Genomic DNA, 17,084 nt, shown 5'->3' with positions numbered 1-17,084 from the left:
ACACCCCATCACAGCAAGGCGCTTCTCACCCCACAGGAAAACGAGAGGACATCCGCACTCATGAGTCGTACCAGAACAGCGATCCTCGCCTCCATGGCGCTGGTCGCCGGTGCCACCGGCGCCGCGGCGGCCGCCGCACAGGCCGACGTCGGCATCGCCGCGATCCCCTGCACCGTCGCCTACACGGTGCAGAACCAGTGGTCCACCGGCTTCACGGCCGCCGTAACGGTCACCAACAACAGCGCGGCCAAGTCGAGTTGGGCCGTGAAGTGGGCCTACGCCGGTAACCAGCAGGTCAGCAGCGGCTGGAACGCGAAGTTCACCCAGAGCGGTACCGCCGTGACCGTCGCCAACGAGACCTACAACGGGTCACTCGCCACCGGCGGTTCGGTGAGCTTCGGCTTCAACGGCAGCTACAGCGGCACGAACGCCGTCCCGACCACCTTCACCCTCGACGGCGTCACCTGCAACGTCGACGGCGGGACCGGCCCCACGGACCCCGGCCCCACGGATCCGGGCCCGGGCACAGGCACGAGGGTCGACAACCCGTACGCCGGCGCCAAGGTGTACGTGAACCCGGAGTGGTCGGCGAACGCCGCCGCCGAGCCGGGCGGCAGCCGGATCTCCAGCCAGCCCACCGGCGTCTGGCTGGACCGGATCGCCGCGATCAACGGAACGGGCGGCAAGATGGGCCTGCGTGCCCACCTCGACGCGGCCCTCCAGCAGAAGGGCACCGGCGAAATGGTCGTCCAGCTGGTCATCTACGACCTGCCCGGACGGGACTGCGCGGCCCTCGCCTCCAACGGAGAGCTCGGCCCGACGGAGATCGACAAGTACAAGACCCAGTTCATCGACCCGATCGCGGCGATCCTCGCGGACTCCAAGTACGCGGGCCTGCGGATCGTCACGACCGTCGAGATCGACTCGCTGCCCAACCTCGTCACCAACGCCGGCAGCCGGCCGACGGCCACGCCCGCGTGCAACGTGATGAAGGCGAACGGCAACTACATCAAGGGCGTCGGCTACGCGCTGGGCAAGCTCGGTGACGTGCCGAACGTCTACAACTACATCGACGCCGGCCACCACGGCTGGCTCGGCTGGGACGACAACTTCGCCCCTGCCGCCGACCTGTTCAAGCAGGCGGCGACCGCCGAGGGCGCGACCGTCAACGACGTGCACGGATTCATCAGCAACACCGCCAACTACAGCGCCCTGAAGGAGACCAACTTCACCATCAACGACACCGTGGCCGGCAAGTCCGTCCGCGAGTCGAAGTGGGTCGACTGGAACCGCTACACCGACGAACTGTCCTTCGCGCAGGCCTTCCGTAACCAGCTGGTCACCGCCGGCTTCCCGTCCGGCATCGGCATGCTGATCGACACGTCCAGGAACGGCTGGGGCGGCACCGCACGGCCCACCGGCCCCGGCGCGTCGACCAGCGTCGACACGTATGTCGAGGGCGGCCGCATCGACCGGCGCATCCATGTCGGCAACTGGTGCAACCAGGCCGGCGCGGGTCTGGGCGAACGCCCGAAGGCGGCTCCGGCGGCCGGGATCGACGCGTACGTGTGGATGAAGCCTCCGGGCGAGTCCGACGGTGCCAGCTCGGCGATCCCGAACGACGAGGGCAAGGGATTCGACCGGATGTGCGACCCGACGTACACGGGTAACCCGCTGAACAACAACCACATGTCGGGTGCGCTCGCGAACTCGCCGCTCGCCGGGCATTGGTTCTCGTCCCAGTTCCAGGAGCTGATGAGGAACGCCTACCCGGCGCTTTAAGCTCCGCCGGTTTCACCGATTCGTGGTTCGCCTTTGGCCGCGGGTCCGGTGGGGGCCGGCCGCGCAGTTCCCCGCGCGCCTCAAAGAAGGGGCGCGGGTGTGCGGCCTATCTCATCGGGCCCGCTCAGGCCGTTTTGCTCAGTCCCCGGCGGATCGCCAGCTCCACCGGGGAGTACGTCTCATCCGTACGTTCCAGCTCGTAGGGTGCCGTCGGATGCAGTGGGGGCTGGGCCATGAAGCGGGGGCGGGTGCCGTGGTGCGGTTGGGCCGCGTGGACCAGGAAAGGGTGGCAGAGGTACACGTCGCCGGGGCTCCCCGTGGCGTAGGCCAGCGGCCGGTGTGCCGAGGCCTCGACCAGTTCCGGGGCGATCTCCAGGCCCGAGACGCCCTCCTCGCCGTACGGCTCCAGCAGCCGTGGTACGTCCAGCTGGGAGCCCACCCGGATGCGGGTCGGGGCGTCCGCCTCGCCGACCTCGGTGAACAGGAACAGCATCAGCAGGGACCGGTCCCGGGAACGGAGGTTCGTGTACGGCCAGGTCGCGCCCTCGGGGAAGTAGCTCCCCTCAATGTGCCAGCCCGCGTCCTCGGGTTCCTCCTCGTGCGGGAACCGCAACGGAAAGCTGCCCAGCGAATAGCGTGACGCCCAGCGGCCCTCGCCCACCAGCGCGTCGAACGCCTCATGCAGCACAGGGGTGTTGGCGGCGGCGGCGAACGGGCCCTGCGCCATGTCCGACACCCAGTGCACGGGCTTCGTCCAGGTGCCCGGGTCGTCCGGGTCGCACCCCGTCTCCCGCCACAGCATCCGTGCGCAGTGCTCGGCGACACGCGGCGGGAAGGCGCCCTCGATCTTCACGAACCCGTCTTCGAGGAAGCACTCCACAAGCTCGTCGTCCATACGGACATCGTGGGGGAGCGGGGCCGGCCCGCGCATCCGGTTATTGCCGAGTACGGTCGAGAAGCGAATTCCTGTTTGCCGTAACGGCAACAGAACTGGCCGGTTCGGCGAGGTCGGAGCAGGCTGGTGCCAACGACAACGGGAGGCCCGCACACCATGGCCCATCAGCACCGGCACGACCACGACCAGGCACCCACCCCCGCCCACAGTCATTCCCACAGCCACGACGACATCGACTTCGCCAAGATGATCCCGCACCTGGAGGGACAGGCCGAACTGTTCGCGCCCCTCTACGCGGACGCCCTGGCCTGGCTGTCCGGGCAGCAGCCCGAACCGGGGCTGATCGTCGACGCGGGCAGCGGCCCCGGCATCATCTCGGGCTTCTTCGCGAAGACGTTCCCCGAGGCGCGTATCGTCGCGGCGGACAGTTCGGCACCGCTTCTGGAGCGGGCCCGCGAGAACGCCGAACGACTCGGCACCGCCGACCGCTTCAGCACTGTGGTGGCCGAACTCCCCGTTGGGCTAGGCGAGTTGGAGTATCCCGCCGACCTGGTGTGGTCGAGCCGGGTCGTGCACCACGTCGGGGACCAACGCGCCGCGCTCACCGCGCTCGCCGCCGTCCTCGCGCCGGGCGGCACGCTCGCCGTGATGGAGGGCGGTCTCCCCGAGCGGAACCTGCCGCGTGACCTCGGCTTCGGGCGCCCGGGTCTGGAGGCGCGGCTCGACGTGATCGAGCAGTCCTGGTTCGGTGAGATGCGGACTTCCCTGCCCGGCCACGTGCGCGAGACGGAGGACTGGCCGGCCCTGCTCACCGCCGCCGGCCTGCGTCCCTCCGGCACCCGCTCCTTCCTCCTCGATCTCCCCGCCCCGCTCACGGACGAGGCCCGCGATTATGTGATCGGCGTCTTCGACCGCCGCCGCACGATGTTCGCGGAGGAACTCGACGCCGAGGACCGCGCCACCCTCGACCGCCTCCTCGACCCCGAAGACAAGGCGGGCCTCCACCATCGCGCCGACATCTTCGTCCTGGCCACGCACACGCTGTACACGGGCAGCAAACCGCAGACGTAGTCGCGCCCGCCCCCGGCTTGACTTCGAGGGCGCTTCAAGTGATGGACTCCCCGCTGTTCACACACACAGGGGGTAGACACCATGACCGACTCACCCGTCGCACTTGTCACCGGTGGCGCCAGCGGTATCGGCGCGGCCGTCGCACGCCAGCTGCTCGCCGCCGGCCACCGGGTCACCGTCACCGGCCGGGGCGAGCGGCGGCTGGCCGACTTCGCCGAGGAACTCGGGCGCCCCCAGGCCCTGTTGGCGATTCCCGGGAACGCGGCCGAGTACGACGACGTGCGCGCCGCCGTCGAGACGACGCTGAAGGAGTTCGGGCGGCTGGACACGGTCGTCGCCAACGCCGGGTTCGCCACCCACGACTCGGTCGCCGAGGGTGACCCGGCCGGCTGGTCCGAGATGGTGCTGACCAACGTGCTCGGGCCCGCGCTGCTCATCAGGGCCTCGATCGACGCGCTGAAGGAGACCCGGGGCCGGATCGTGCTGGTCGGCAGTGTCGCCGGCTTCGTCAACACGCCGGGGAACCTCTACGGGGCGACCAAGTGGGCGGTGACCGGCCTCGCCGAGAACACCCGCCGCCAGGTCACGGAGTTCGGCGTCGGTGTGACGCTGGTGGCCCCCGGGCGAGTCGAGACCCCCTTCTGGGACAGCTACGGCAGCCTGCCCCCGGGGCATCTGCTGACGGCCGACCAGCTGGCCGACTCGATCGTCTGGGCGATCCGGCAGCCGGAGGGAGTAGACGTCAACACCCTCGTCGTACGGCCGATCGGTCAGCCCAACTGAGACAGGAGCAGGGCGAGTTGCTCGACCCGGGGTACCGGTGGGCGTCACGTACGTGCACGCGGCACCGGTCCCCCGGATTGCCCTCCCCCGGGGGGCTCAGTTGTTGCGGATGAACTGCTTGGCCAGCTGGTCACCGAGGGAGACCGCCGCGCTGTGGCTCTCTATGGGCGACACCTGCGAGTTCTTGAACAGGATGTACGTCACGCCGGAGTCCGTGCCGCCGGTCTCGGGGTCGGGGTCGATGCCGAGGGCCTGAGCGGTGGCGTACGACGCCTCGCCGATGATCTTGGGGCCGGTGTCGCCGACGACCGCGTACTCGACCTTGTTGTTGTAGATCACGGCCACCACGCCACCGCCCTTGATGCCGGCGCCGGAGTAGTTCCAGATGCTGCTGGAGCTGGGCACGACGACGTACGGCAGTGAATCGGCCTTGAGCGGCTTGCCGTTGGACTGATGGAACGCGGTGTCGTCCTGGTACCAGGGGTCGGTGTTCTCGCTGCACTTCGACGTGCGCTGTCCGTCGCAGTCGACGTCCATGTCGGCCTTCCAGAACACGGCGCCGTTCTTGCCGCACACGGGGACCGACGCCGAGGTCTCGTCGTCGGTCCTGTACTTGCCGTTGGAGAGCTGGGAGCAGGACGTCACCTTGGCGAGCAGGTCGGCCGCGCTGACCGAGCCCTCCCTGGTGGACGCCGGCCGGGCCGCGCCCGCGGCGGACGAGGGGAGCGCGGCCGTGGCGAGCAGAGCCGCACCGGCGGCCGCGGTGAGGGTCAGTGTTCGAGAACGCACTGTGGGGGGACCCTTCTGTTAGGAAAGTTTCCTTACCGGGTGGGCTCCAAAATGGACCTGCCAGCATGCTCGCGTCAACCCTGTCGACCAGGGTTCGCCGCTGCCCGGATGTCTTTGTCCCGCCGGGAGTTGGACGCGGCGGAGGCAGGGCGGGAGTGGGGACGGCGTGGGGCCGCCGGGCGGTTCAGGGGGATCGCGGGTGGTGGGCGTGGTGCGCGTGGGTCCTGCCCGCCAGGTATGTGGCGCCGGTCGCCGCCGGCCGGAGCGACGTCCCGGCGGCGTTGAAAATCTGCTTCAGGACTTCAGGACTGCACGCTTTCTGACTCCACGACGGCCGCGTACGCGCGCCGGGGCAAGCGAAACGCCCCGGAACCGTGACCGGAGTCGGCGCGGACCGGGGCGTTGTCGTGCGGGTCGTCATGCCGCGGTCAGCCCGACTCGAACGTGGCCGGGTCCGGGCCCAGTCGGCGGCCCTCGTTCAGCGCGCTGATCGCCGCGAGGTCCTCCGTGTCCAGGCTGAAGTCGAAGACCTCGATGTTCTCCTTGATCCGGGACGGCGTCACGGACTTGGGGATCACCACGTTGCCCAGCTGAAGATGCCAGCGAAGGACGACCTGGGCCGGCGTACGGCCGTGCTTCTGGGCGATGGCCACGATCGCCGGGACCTCCAGCAGACCCTTGCCGGAGCCGAGCGGGGACCAGGCCTCCGTGGCGATGCCGTGCTCCGCGTGGTACTCGCGGGACTCGTGCTGCTGGAGATGCGGGTGCAGTTCGATCTGGTTGACCGCGGGGACGACCGACGTCTCGGGGAGGAGCCGGTCGAGGTGCTCCGGAAGGAAGTTGGAGACGCCGATGGACCGGGCACGACCGTCCGCCGCGAGCTTCTCGAACGCCTTGTACGTGTCGACGAACCTGCCCTTGGCCGGCTGCGGCCAGTGGATCAGATACAGGTCCACGTACTCCAGGCCGAGCTTCTCCAGGGAGGTGTCGAAGGCGCGGAGGGTGGAGTCGTACCCCTGGTCGCCGTTCCAGAGCTTGGTGGTGACGAAGAGGTCCTCGCGGGGGACGCCGGACGCGGCGATGGCCTTGCCGGTGCCCTCTTCGTTGCCGTAGATCGCCGCTGTGTCGATGCTGCGGTACCCGGTCTCCAGGGCGGTGGCGACCGCCCGCTCCGCCTCGTCGTCCGGCACCTGCCAGACGCCGAAGCCCAGCTGGGGCATCTCGACGCCGTTGTTCAGAATGATCGGGGGGACCTTGCTGCTCACGAGCTCTCGACCTTCAGTCGTCGGGTGGGGACTCCCATCGTACGATCACGAGCCGTGCCGCATCCCGGGCCGCTTCGGCGCCGGAGAACCCGTGCGAACTGACCGGCGAGTCAGTCCCGGAGGCGAGATTGGCCAAAAATGCATCCGAGGTCATCGGTCCGGACCATTGACCGCAGCCCGTCATACCGCGACGCTGTATGGCGCCGTCGAACGAGTTGCTGAACTCTGTTCGGCTATGTGAACAACCTATTGACCTGGGCTTTCCCTCCCCCACCCTTCCGGAAAGCAGGTACGCGTCCTTGGACGAGTCTGTGCTGCCTTCCGTCGTGACGGGAGTGCTCCATTTGCAAGACATCCGATGAAAGGTCCGACAAAACCCCTGAATCCCACCGAAGGGGATGAACATGAGACACCGGCGTCTGTCCACGGCCCTCACGGCCGTCGCGCTCACCGCCGTCACCCTGTCCGCCCTCCCTGCGGCCGTTCCGCAACCGGCCGCGGCCGTGAGCGCTCGGCCCGCACCCCGCCCGGCCACTGACCCCGACCGGTCCCTGGCCGTCGTCGACTCCACCATGGCCCGATACACGCCGAGCACCATCGGAGGCTGGTCCTACCCGGTCGGCCTCTACCTCTACGGCCAGTACCTCGTCTACCGGCGCACCCACGACGCCCGCCAGCTCGCCTACATCAAGGACTACGTCGACCGCTTCGTGAAGAGCGACGGCTCCATCGACCAGCCCTTCAACAGCCTCGACAGCATGCAGGCCGGCCGGCTCCTGGTGATCCTGCACCATGAGACCGGCCAGGACCGCTACCGCACGGCGGCCAGGAAGATCCGCGACCGCCTGAACACCTACCCGCGCACGGGCGACGGCGGTTTCTGGCACGCGGACACCGCGAGCCGCGCCCATCAACTCTGGGCCGACGGCGTCTACATGGTGAACCCGTTCCTCGTCGAGTACGGCAGGGAGTTCGGCGACAGCGCGTACGCGAACGACGAGGCCGCGAAGCAACTCGCCGTCTACGGCGGTCATCTGCAGGTAGCGAACGGGCTGCTCAGACACGCCTACGACGAGTCGAAGAGCGCGAGTTGGGCCGATCCGGGGACCGGACTAGCTCCCGAGCACTGGTGCCGTGCGGTCGGCTGGTACTCCATGGCCATCGTCGACGTCCTCGACGCGATCCCCGCGGACCATCCGCGCCGCCCACAACTCCTCGCCATCGTGCGCAAGTTGGCGGCCGGTCTGGAGAAGTACCAGGACCCGGCGACCGGACGCTGGTTCCAGGTGATCGACAAGGGCGCCCAGAGCGGCAACTGGACCGAGACGTCCTGCTCCAGCATGTTCGCCTACGCCCTCTCGCGCGGTGCCCGACGCGGCTATCTCGACCCGCACTTCAAGGCTGTCGCCGAGCGTGGTCACCAGGGTGTCCTCGCCAAGCTCTCGACCGGCGCGGACGGCCGGACCGAACTCGCCGACATCTCCGTCGGCACGAACGTCGGCGACTACGCGTACTACGTCGCCCGTACCCGGGCCGTCAACGACTTCCACGGTCTGGGTGCCTTCCTGATCATGAACGAACAACTGCGAGGAGATTAGTGTCATGAGCACATCCAGAAGGGCGCTGCTGGGCGCCGCCCTCGGCGGGGCCGCCGGAGCGGCCGTCGGACTACCGGCCGCCACCCCTGCCCAAGCCGCCTCCTGGCAGCAGAAGTGGGCTCCGTCGGCGAGCGCCGACGGCCTCGGCGCCTTCGAGACCGTCGAGGACGACCGCGCCGACTCCCACCCCGCCGCACACCCGCACATCTACGCCACCGGCAACAACTGGCGCTTCAACATGCACACCGTCGACCGCGACACCTCGACCGACCGCCAGCGCCAGGAGGTCACGGGCCTGCGCAACGGAAGCGGCAGCGACTACCTCAAGTGGACCGAGGGGCAGACCTGGCGGGTCACCTACTCGATGTACATCCCCAGCTCGCTGAAGGCGACCACCACCTTCACCCACATCATGCAGATGAAGCAGCCGGGCAACGGCACCTCCCCGCTCGTCGTCCAGTCACTGCGGCGGGTGAACGGCGTGCAGACCATCGAACTCAAACTGGCCATCGACGACATCCTGATCGGCCGCACGAACCTGGACCCGCTGCACGACAGATGGACCGACGTCGACTTCCAGATCAAGGTCGGCAACGGCTCGGCGGGCACGGTCCGTTGGATCCTCAAGTCCGCCGGCTCGACAGTGATCGACGCCTCGAAGACCGGCGTCGACACCTTCCTGGCCGACCGCGTGCGCCCCAAGTGGGGCATCTACCGCTCCCTCGGCGACACCTCCGGATCCTTGCAGGACGCCTACATGCTGCTCACCAATCTCCGTGGCTACCAGCTCGGTTGAGGAGCCGCCCCCATGAACCCCCCCACCGTCTCCCCGCGCAGGGCCGGGGCGATCGTCCTGTTCGTCCTCGCCGCCGTCCTCGGACTCACCCAGCCCGGGGCCCTCGCGGCCCCGCTCTCCGTGCGGCAACCCGCTCCGCACTCCGTCTCCCGTGCAGCCGTCAGCAAGGCCGTCGACGCGACTGGTTCAACGGTGCGGCCGCTCGACCTGGACAACCCCCGCCAGGACTTCCTCCGGGCCTCCACCGGCGGCCTCTTCCTGCACTGGGGCCTGCGCACCGCGCCCGCCCACACCAACTGCTCCGCCTGGGAGAGCGACGTCACGAACGGCGGCTGGACGCCCGGCTACTGGGTGAAGGAGGCGCAGAAACTGCACACGCAGTACCTCGTCCTCGCCACCTTCCACAGCCGCCTGGGCTATGCCCGCCCCTGGCCGTCGAAGATCCCGGGCTCCTGCTCCACCGAACGGGACTTCGTCGGCGAGCTGATCACCGCCGCGAAGGCCAAGGGGCTGAAGGTCATCCTCTACATGACCGACGATCCGCAATGGCATGACGAGGGCGGCCACGAGTGGCTCGACTCGGCGGCGTACTCGGCCTACAAGGGCACGAACGTCGACCTGACCACCCGTGACGGTTTCGGGCAGTTCGGCTACGACAACTTCTTCGAGGTCATGGACCGCTATCCCGACCTCGGGGGCTTCTGGATCGACAACGACAACGCGTACTGGGAGAGCCACAACCTCTACGCGCAGATCCAGCAGAAGCGGCCGGGCTACACGCTCAGCAACAACAACGAGGACACGCCGATCATGGACATGATCAGCAATGAGCAGAAGACGGGAATGTCGCCCGCATACGATTACCCGCAGGCTGTATACACCGCACAACCCCGGCTGACCGAGGCCGACTTCAAGCTCCCCTCGTCCGGCGCCTGGTGGTACGACGGCTCCGACCCCGCCGTCGACCGCATGCTCACCCTCGGCCGGCTCGTCACCAACGCCGGCTCCTCCGTGAAGGCCCTCATGGCGGAGACCGCCCAGGTCAACGGCGTGTTCCCGGCCAACCAGGCCGCCTTCAACACCTTCGCGGACTCCTACCTCGGCCCCATCTGGGAGTCCCTGCACGGCACCGAGGGAGGCGGCTATCTGCATGGAGGTCTGAAACCCGGCTTCTGGAACGACGGGGCGCACGGCGTCACCACCGTCGCCAGGGCCGACCCGAACCGCCAGTACGTGCACGTCCTGACCCCGCCCAGCACCAGCGTGCTGCGCATCCGGGACAACGGCTACCGCATCTCCGCCGTCACCGACCTCCGTACCAAAGCAGCGGTCTCCTGGTCACAGTCGGGCGGCGTACTGACCCTGAGCGGCCTCGGCGGCTGGGACCCGTACGACACCGTCTTCAAGGTCACCACGGCCGGCCGGCAGGGCGTCCTCTCCGGCGTCAGGGTGAGCGCGAGCGCGTCGGCGAGCGGCCACGGAGCTCCAGCGGCGGGTGACGGCGACTACGGGACCTACTGGGACAGCGACAAGTCGCTGCCCGTCAACCTCACCTTCGACCTCGGCTCGGCGAAGAAGGCGCGGTACGTCGGGCTCAACCAGCGCGAGGACTCCGTCGCGTACGCCCGCTCGGACACCGAGCAGTCGGCGCGGATCAAGGACTACAAGGTGTTCGTCAGCGACGACGGCTCGACCTGGGGCAACGCGGTGAAGACCGGCCAACTGGCGAGCCGGCGCGGGATCCAGGGGATCGATCTCACGGCCGTCGACGCCCGCTACGTCCGCCTCGAAGTCGACACCACCTGGGCCGCCGCCACCGACACCACCCGCTACAAACGCCTGCGCGTCGACGAGGCGTGGATCGGCACCTCATACGCGACGCCGGTGAACGCGACTCCGGTGAACGGGGGACAGTCATGACGGGTATCACCCGCGTCAGATCGCTGGTCGTGGCCGTGATCGGGCTGCTGATCGCCTCGGCGATCCCGCTGCTGGCCGCCGGCCGCCCGGCGGCCGCCTCCGACAACGGCCAGTCGGTCCGGCCCGCCATGGGCTGGAGCAGCTGGAGCTTCGTACGGCGCACACCGACCGAGGCGAAGATGAAGGCACAGGCCGACGCACTGGTGTCGAGCGGTCTGAAGGACCACGGCTATGTGTACGTCAACCTCGACGACTTCTGGCAGAAGTGCGACGACAACGGCTTCGTCGTCGACTCGGCCGGCCGGTGGACCGTCGACTCGGCGAAGTTCCCCGGCGGCATCAGGGCACTGGCCGACTACATCCACTCCAAGGGCCTGAAGTTCGGCTTCTACGTCACACCCGGCATCGCCAAGAACGCCGTGCTGAAGAACACGCCGATCGAGGGCACGGCGTACCACGCCAAGGACATCGCCGACACGTCGAAGACCGAGAAGAACTACAACTGCAAGAACATGTACTACATCGACTACGGGAAGCCGGGCGCACAGGAGTTCGTGAACTCGTGGGCGAAGCAGTTCGCCTCCTGGGGGGTCGACTACCTGAAGATCGACGGCGTGGGCAGCCAGGACATCCCCGACGTCCAGGCCTGGGACAAGGCCCTGCGTGTCACCGGACGGCCCATCAACTACGCGCTGTCCAACAGTCTGCCGATCGCGGACGCCTCCACCTGGGGCCGGCTCGCGAACAGCTGGCGCACCCAGGGCGACGTGGAGTGCTACTGCGGACCCGGCGCCAACGGCAGCGGCTATCCGCTGACCGACTGGTCCCATGTCTCCGCCCGCTTCAACACCGCAGCGTCCTGGCAGCCGCACGCCGGACCCGGCGGCTGGAACGACCTGGACTCGCTGGAGATCGGCAACGGTGACCGGGCGGGGCTGACCGCAGACCAGCGGCGCTCGCACTTCACCCTGTGGGCGATGGCGGCGTCCCCGCTGCTGCTCGGCACCGACCTCACCGCACTCGACTCCGTGGACAAGGCGATGCTGGCCAACGACCGGCTGATCGGCGTCGACCAGGACGGGGTGGCCGCGAAACGGGTTGTGAACAGTGGTGTCAGGCAGGTCTTCAGTAAACGCGAGAACAGCGGCGACTACGTGGTGGCGCTGTTCAACACCGGAACGTCCGGCAACACCACGGTCGGTGTGAACTGGTCGCAGGTGGGCTTCAGCGGTTCCGGCGATGTCACCGACCTCTGGTCGGGCTCTCACAAGGGCGTGATCGCGGACTCGTACAGCGCGACACTGCGGCCGGGTGAAACACGGCTGATCCGTGTGAAGCCGGTTAACAACGTGAACGTTTCTGCAGAGAGCGGGAACGCATCCCCGGCAGCCGCAGCGCCCGGCATGGCCGTCGCCCCCTACGAGTACCTCGGCTGGGGCAGTCCCCAGAACCCGACGGCCGTGATGTCGGCGACCGGCGTCAAGTGGTTCACGCTCGCGTTCGTCCTCTCCGACGGCACCTGCGACCCGAAGTGGGACGGCACCCGCCCGCTGACCGGCGGCAACGACCAGTCGAAGATCGACGCGATCAGGTCCGCAGGCGGTGACGTCGTCGTGTCCGTCGGCGGCTGGAGCGGGAACAAACTGGGCGAGAAGTGCTCCAGCGCCGGAGCACTCGCGGGCGCCTACCAGAAGGTGATCAACGCCTATCGGCTCAAGGTTCTCGACATCGACATCGAGAACACCGACGCGACCGTGCGGCAGCGCGTGGTGGACGCGCTGAAGACGGTGAAGGCGAACAACCCCGGCCTCAAGACGATCATCACCTTCGGCACGACCACCAGCGGCCCCGACGCCACCGGCGTCGACATGATCAAGCGGGCCGCGAACTCCGGCCTGGCGAACGACGTGTGGTGCGTCATGCCGTTCGACTTCGGCGGCGGCGCCACCAACATGGGCAGCCTGACCACCCAGGCCATGGAGGGTCTCAAGGCCCGCGTCAAGGCGGCGTACGGCTACACCGACGCGACCACCTACGCCCACATCGGCCTGTCGTCGATGAACGGCAGAACGGACGACTCCGGTGAGCGCGTCCGCCTCGCCGACTTCAGGACGATGCTCGCCTACGCGCAGGAGCACCACATCGCCCGCCTCACCTACTGGTCGGTCAACCGCGACCGCCCGTGCGGTTCCGGCACCGACGGCGACGCCTGCAGCGGCGTGACGCAGCAGCCGTACGACTACCTCAAGGTCTTCGCGCAGTACACGGGTTGAGGGAACAGCCAATGAAGAAACCCAGCAGAGCACTGCCATGGGGGCTGTCACTGGCCCTCGCCGTCCCGCTCGTCGGTCTGGCGGGCTCCGCCGCGCGGGCCGCCACCGACTACCAGGCCGAGGACGCCACCGTCGTGCAGGGCGCGGTGGCCACCAACCACACCGGCTACACGGGCACCGGCTTCGTCGACTACACCAACGTCACCGGTTCGTATGTGGAGTTCACGGTGAGCGCCGCCTCCGCCGGAACCTCCGGGGTCGTCCTGCGGTACTCCAACGGCACCGCTGTCGACCGCCCGATGGACATCTCCGTCGGCGGCGCGGTGGTCGCCTCGGGCGTGTCCTTCCCGGCCACCGCCGACTGGAACACCTGGGTCACCAAGACGGTCGACGTCCCGCTGACCGCGGGCTCCAACAAGATCCGCGCGACCGCCACCACCGCGGGCGGCGGCCCCAACCTCGACCGCATCAGCGTCGCGGCGGCTGCCGACACCCAGGCCCCGACCCGTCCCGGGCAGCCGAGTTGCCCGGACATCGGCGAGAACGGCCTCACCCTCGCCTGGGGTGCCTCGACCGACAACGCGGGCGTGACAGCGTACGACCTCTACGAGCACGGCAACAAGATCGGTGAGGCGTCCGGGAGTTCGACCTCGAAGGCGCTGACCGGTCTGACGCCCGCCACCACCTACAATCTGACCGTCATCGCCCGCGACGCGGCCGGCAACACCTCCGCCGCCAGCCCCGTCGTCGACTGCACCACCACACCCAGTACCGACACCAGCGCGCCGACGAAGCCCGGCACCCTCTCGGCCGCCAATGTCACCGCGAACAGCGCCGAGTTGACGTGGGGTGCCTCGACGGACAACCGGGCGGTCGTCGCGTACGACGTGCGCAGCGGCTCCACCGTCTACAAGTCCGTCACCGACAAGACCTCGACCACCCTCACCGGCCTCGCATGCGACAGCCCCTACACGCTGAACGTCGTCGCGCGCGACGCGGCCGGCAACGTCTCCGAGCCGAGCAACACCGTCGGCCTCACCACCAAGGCCTGCGCCACCGACGGCGGCGTCCCGTCCTCCGTGTCCACGCTGTCCTCGGGCTGGACGATCCCCTGGGGCACGTACTGGATGCCCGACGGCCAGAGCGCGCTGGTCACCGAGCGGGACGACTTCGGGGTCTGGAAACTCGCGAAGGACGGCACCCGCACCAAGGTCGGCACCGTCCCCGAGGCCGTCACCACCAACGGCGAGGGCGGACTGCTCGGCGTCGCCGTCGACCCGAAATGGGCGACCAACCACTACGTCTACTTCATGCACACCGCGTCCGAGGGCAACCGCGTCGTCCGCATGACGTACGACGGTACGAAACTCGGCGACTACAAGATCCTGCTCCAGGGCATCAAGAAGAACCGCTACCACAACGGCGGCCGGCTCGCCTTCGGCCCCGACGGTTATCTGTACGTCTCCACCGGCGAGGCCCAGACGCCCGACCTGGCGCAGGACAGGAACTCCCTCAACGGCAAGATCCTGCGTATGACGACCGACGGGAAGGCGGCTCCCGGCAACCCGTTCGGCAACTACGTCTACAGCCTCGGCCACCGCAATCCGCAGGGCCTCGCCTTCGACAGGGGCGGCCGGTTGTGGGAGGCGGAGTTCGGCAACAGCTCCAAGGACGAGCTGAACCTCATCAAGCCGGGAGCCAACTACGGCTGGCCCACCTGCGAGGGCTCCTGCGGCGTCTCCGGGATGACCAACCCGAAGGCCACCTGGAACGTCTCCGACGCCTCACCCAGCGGCATCGCCATCGTCCGCAACGTCGTCTACATGGCGTCCCTGCGCGGCGAGCGGCTGTGGCGTGTCCCGATCAACGGGGACAACGAGAGCGTGGGCACGCCGACCGCGTACTACGTCGGGACCTACGGCCGGCTGCGCACGGTCACCAAGGTGCCGGGCGCGGACCAGCTGTGGCTGTCCACCACCAACAGCGACAACAACGGAGGGGAGCCGGACGGGTCCGACAAGATCTTCCGGGTGAACATCAGTTAGTCCCGAAGGAGGTCAGGCCCGAAGGAGGTCAGGCCCGGTACAGGGCCTCGACCTCCTTCGCGTACGCGTCCTCGATCGCCTTGCGTTTCAGTTTCAGGGACGGCGTCAGCAGACCGTGTTCCTCGGTGAACGGCTGGGCCAGGATGCGGAAGGTCCGGATCGACTCGGCCTTGGAGACCAGGGTGTTCGCGGCGACCACGGCACGCCGCACCTCCTTCTCCAGGTCCGGGTCGCGGACCAGTTCCGTCGAGGTCAGCTGCGGCTTGTCGCGCATGGCGAGCCAGTGCTCGACGGCCTCCCGGTCCAGGGTGACCAGGGCCGCGATGTACGGCCGGTCGTTGCCGACCACGATGCACTGGGCGACCAGGGGATGGTCCCGGACGCGTTCCTCCAGGCCTCCCGGGGCGACGCTCTTGCCGCCCGAGGTCACCAGGATCTCCTTCTTGCGGCCGGTGATCGTGAGGAAGCCGTCCTCGTCGAGGGAGCCCAGATCGCCGGTGGCCAGCCATCCGTCGTGCAGGGTCGCGTCCGTCGCCTTCTGGTTGTTCAGATAGCCCTGGAAGACGTTGTCGCCGCGCAGCCAGATCTCGCCGTCGTCCGCGATGTGCACCGTCATGCCCGGGATGGGCTGGCCGACGGTGCCGTATCGGGTCCGCTCCGGGGGGTTCGCGGTGGCCGCCGCCGTCGTCTCCGTCAGGCCGTAGCCCTCGTAGATGTGGACGCCCGCGCCCGCGAAGAACAGGCCGAGCCGCCGGTCCATGCCCGAGCCGCCGGTCATCGCCTGCCGTACGCGCCCGCCCATCGCGGCCCGGATCTTGGAGTACACGAGCTTCTCGAAGAGCTGGTGCTGCATCCGCAGGCCCGCCGACGGGCCGGGGCCCACATCCCAGGCCTTCTCCTCCATGGCCTCCGCGTAGCGCACCGCGACCTCGACGGCCTTCTCGAACGGGCCGGATCTGCCCTCCCGCTCGGCCTTGCGGCGGGCGGCGCCGAAGACCTTCTCGAAGATGTACGGCACGCCGAGGAAGAACGTCGGCCGGAACGCGGCGAGGTCGGGCAGCAGGGCAGCCGCGTTCAGCTGCGGCTGGTGGCCGAAACGTACGCCGCCGCGGATCGCGGCCACCTGCACCATCCGGCCGAAGACATGCGCGAGGGGGAGAAAGAGGAGAGTCGCCGCCTCGTCGCCCTTCTTGGAGTGGAACACCGGTTCCCACCGCTCGATGACGGTGTCCGCCTCGAACATGAAGTTGGCGTGGGTGATCACACAGCCCTTCGGGCGGCCCGTGGTGCCGGAGGTGTAGATGATCGTCGCGGTCGACTCGGGGGTGACCGCGAGCCGGTGCCGGTGCACCATGTCGTCGTCGAGATGCGCGCCGGCCTCGTACAGCTCCTGCACGGCGCCGACGTCGAGCTGCCACAACTGGCGCAGCCGGGGAAGCCGGTCGATGACCGTGGCGATGGTCATCGCGTGGTCCTCGTGCTCCACCATCGCCGCCGTGACCTCGGCGTCGTACAGCATCCAGAAGACCTGCTCCGCCGAGGACGTCGAGTAGATCGGCACCACCTGGGCGCCGATCGTCCACAGCGCGTAGTCGAAGAGCGTCCACTCATAGCGCGTACGGGACATGATCGCGACCCGGTCCCCGAACCGGATGCCCTGTGCGAGCAGGCCCTTGGCGAGGGCGAGGACCTCGTCGCGGAACTCGCCCGCCGTCACGTCGCCCCACTGGCCCGCCTCGTCCTTGCGGCCGAGCGCGACACGCAGGGGGTCTTCCTGGGCATGTTCGAACACCACGTCGGCCAGTCCGCCCACGGGCGGCGCCAACGCCAACGGAGGGTTGGTGAATTCGCGCAAACCCGCTCCTAG

Annotated in this window: 12 protein-coding genes; 8 read left to right on the top strand and 4 right to left on the bottom strand. The window is 68.6% G+C overall.

What is annotated here, in order from left to right:
* Positions 1 to 60: 60 nt before the first annotated feature.
* Positions 61 to 1,782, top strand: a complete 1,722-nt coding sequence (locus QA861_RS07020; protein WP_334587341.1) for a glycoside hydrolase family 6 protein — start codon at positions 61 to 63, stop codon at positions 1,780 to 1,782.
* A 124-nt stretch (positions 1,783 to 1,906) separates the two neighbouring features.
* On the opposite strand, the gene QA861_RS07015 is transcribed toward QA861_RS07020, so the two are convergent.
* Complete coding sequence (locus tag QA861_RS07015) at positions 1,907 to 2,677, bottom strand: phytanoyl-CoA dioxygenase family protein (protein ID WP_334587340.1); 771 nt, start codon at positions 2,675 to 2,677, stop codon at positions 1,907 to 1,909.
* A gap of 156 nt (positions 2,678 to 2,833) precedes the next feature.
* On the opposite strand from QA861_RS07015, the gene QA861_RS07010 reads away from it, so the two are divergent.
* Positions 2,834 to 3,748 (top strand): class I SAM-dependent methyltransferase, encoded by a 915-nt coding sequence (locus QA861_RS07010; protein WP_334587339.1) that lies wholly within the window; start codon positions 2,834 to 2,836, stop codon positions 3,746 to 3,748.
* An 81-nt stretch (positions 3,749 to 3,829) separates the two neighbouring features.
* A complete protein-coding gene (locus QA861_RS07005; protein WP_334587338.1) occupies positions 3,830 to 4,531 on the top strand; it encodes an SDR family oxidoreductase in 702 nt (233 codons plus the stop codon).
* Between the two features lie 96 nt (positions 4,532 to 4,627).
* Here the strand turns inward: QA861_RS07005 and QA861_RS07000 are convergent, their stop codons facing one another.
* A complete protein-coding gene (locus QA861_RS07000; protein ID WP_334587337.1) occupies positions 4,628 to 5,320 on the bottom strand; it encodes a glycoside hydrolase family 75 protein in 693 nt (230 codons plus the stop codon).
* A 428-nt stretch (positions 5,321 to 5,748) separates the two neighbouring features.
* On the bottom strand, positions 5,749 to 6,585 hold the full coding sequence (locus QA861_RS06995) for an aldo/keto reductase (protein WP_334587336.1): 837 nt from the start codon (positions 6,583 to 6,585) through the stop codon (positions 5,749 to 5,751).
* 404 nt (positions 6,586 to 6,989) lie between these two features.
* Between QA861_RS06995 and QA861_RS06990 the strand changes: the two genes are divergently transcribed.
* From QA861_RS06990 to QA861_RS06970, 5 genes are read left to right on the top strand one after another with little or no spacing between them, the layout of a single operon-like run.
* Positions 6,990 to 8,183, top strand: coding sequence for a glycoside hydrolase family 88/105 protein (locus QA861_RS06990; RefSeq protein WP_334587335.1), 1,194 nt, complete (start codon positions 6,990 to 6,992; stop codon positions 8,181 to 8,183).
* 4 nt (positions 8,184 to 8,187) lie between these two features.
* Positions 8,188 to 8,979, top strand: coding sequence for a Tat pathway signal sequence domain protein (locus tag QA861_RS06985; RefSeq protein ID WP_334587334.1), 792 nt, complete (start codon positions 8,188 to 8,190; stop codon positions 8,977 to 8,979).
* Positions 8,980 to 8,991: 12 nt separating this feature from the next.
* Complete coding sequence (locus tag QA861_RS06980; protein ID WP_334587333.1) at positions 8,992 to 10,899, top strand: discoidin domain-containing protein; 1,908 nt, start codon at positions 8,992 to 8,994, stop codon at positions 10,897 to 10,899.
* Positions 10,896 to 13,172 (top strand): alpha-galactosidase, encoded by a 2,277-nt coding sequence (locus QA861_RS06975; RefSeq protein ID WP_334587332.1) that lies wholly within the window; start codon positions 10,896 to 10,898, stop codon positions 13,170 to 13,172. Before QA861_RS06980 ends, QA861_RS06975 begins: the two co-directional genes overlap by 4 nt.
* Positions 13,173 to 13,183: 11 nt before the next feature.
* The gene (locus QA861_RS06970; RefSeq protein ID WP_334587331.1) at positions 13,184 to 15,217 is read left to right on the top strand and encodes a PQQ-dependent sugar dehydrogenase; all 2,034 of its coding nucleotides are present in this window, start codon (positions 13,184 to 13,186) and stop codon (positions 15,215 to 15,217) included.
* A gap of 28 nt (positions 15,218 to 15,245) precedes the next feature.
* Here the strand turns inward: QA861_RS06970 and QA861_RS06965 are convergent, their stop codons facing one another.
* Positions 15,246 to 17,072 (bottom strand): AMP-dependent synthetase/ligase, encoded by a 1,827-nt coding sequence (locus QA861_RS06965; RefSeq protein WP_334587330.1) that lies wholly within the window; start codon positions 17,070 to 17,072, stop codon positions 15,246 to 15,248.
* Positions 17,073 to 17,084 lie beyond the last annotated feature (12 nt).

Origin of the sequence: Streptomyces sp. B21-083 (assembly GCF_036898825.1) — a bacterium.
Classification (GTDB): Bacteria; Actinomycetota; Actinomycetes; order Streptomycetales; family Streptomycetaceae; genus Streptomyces.
The sequence above is the reverse complement of the archived record's forward strand: the minus strand, read 5'-3'. Positions and strand labels throughout refer to the sequence as shown.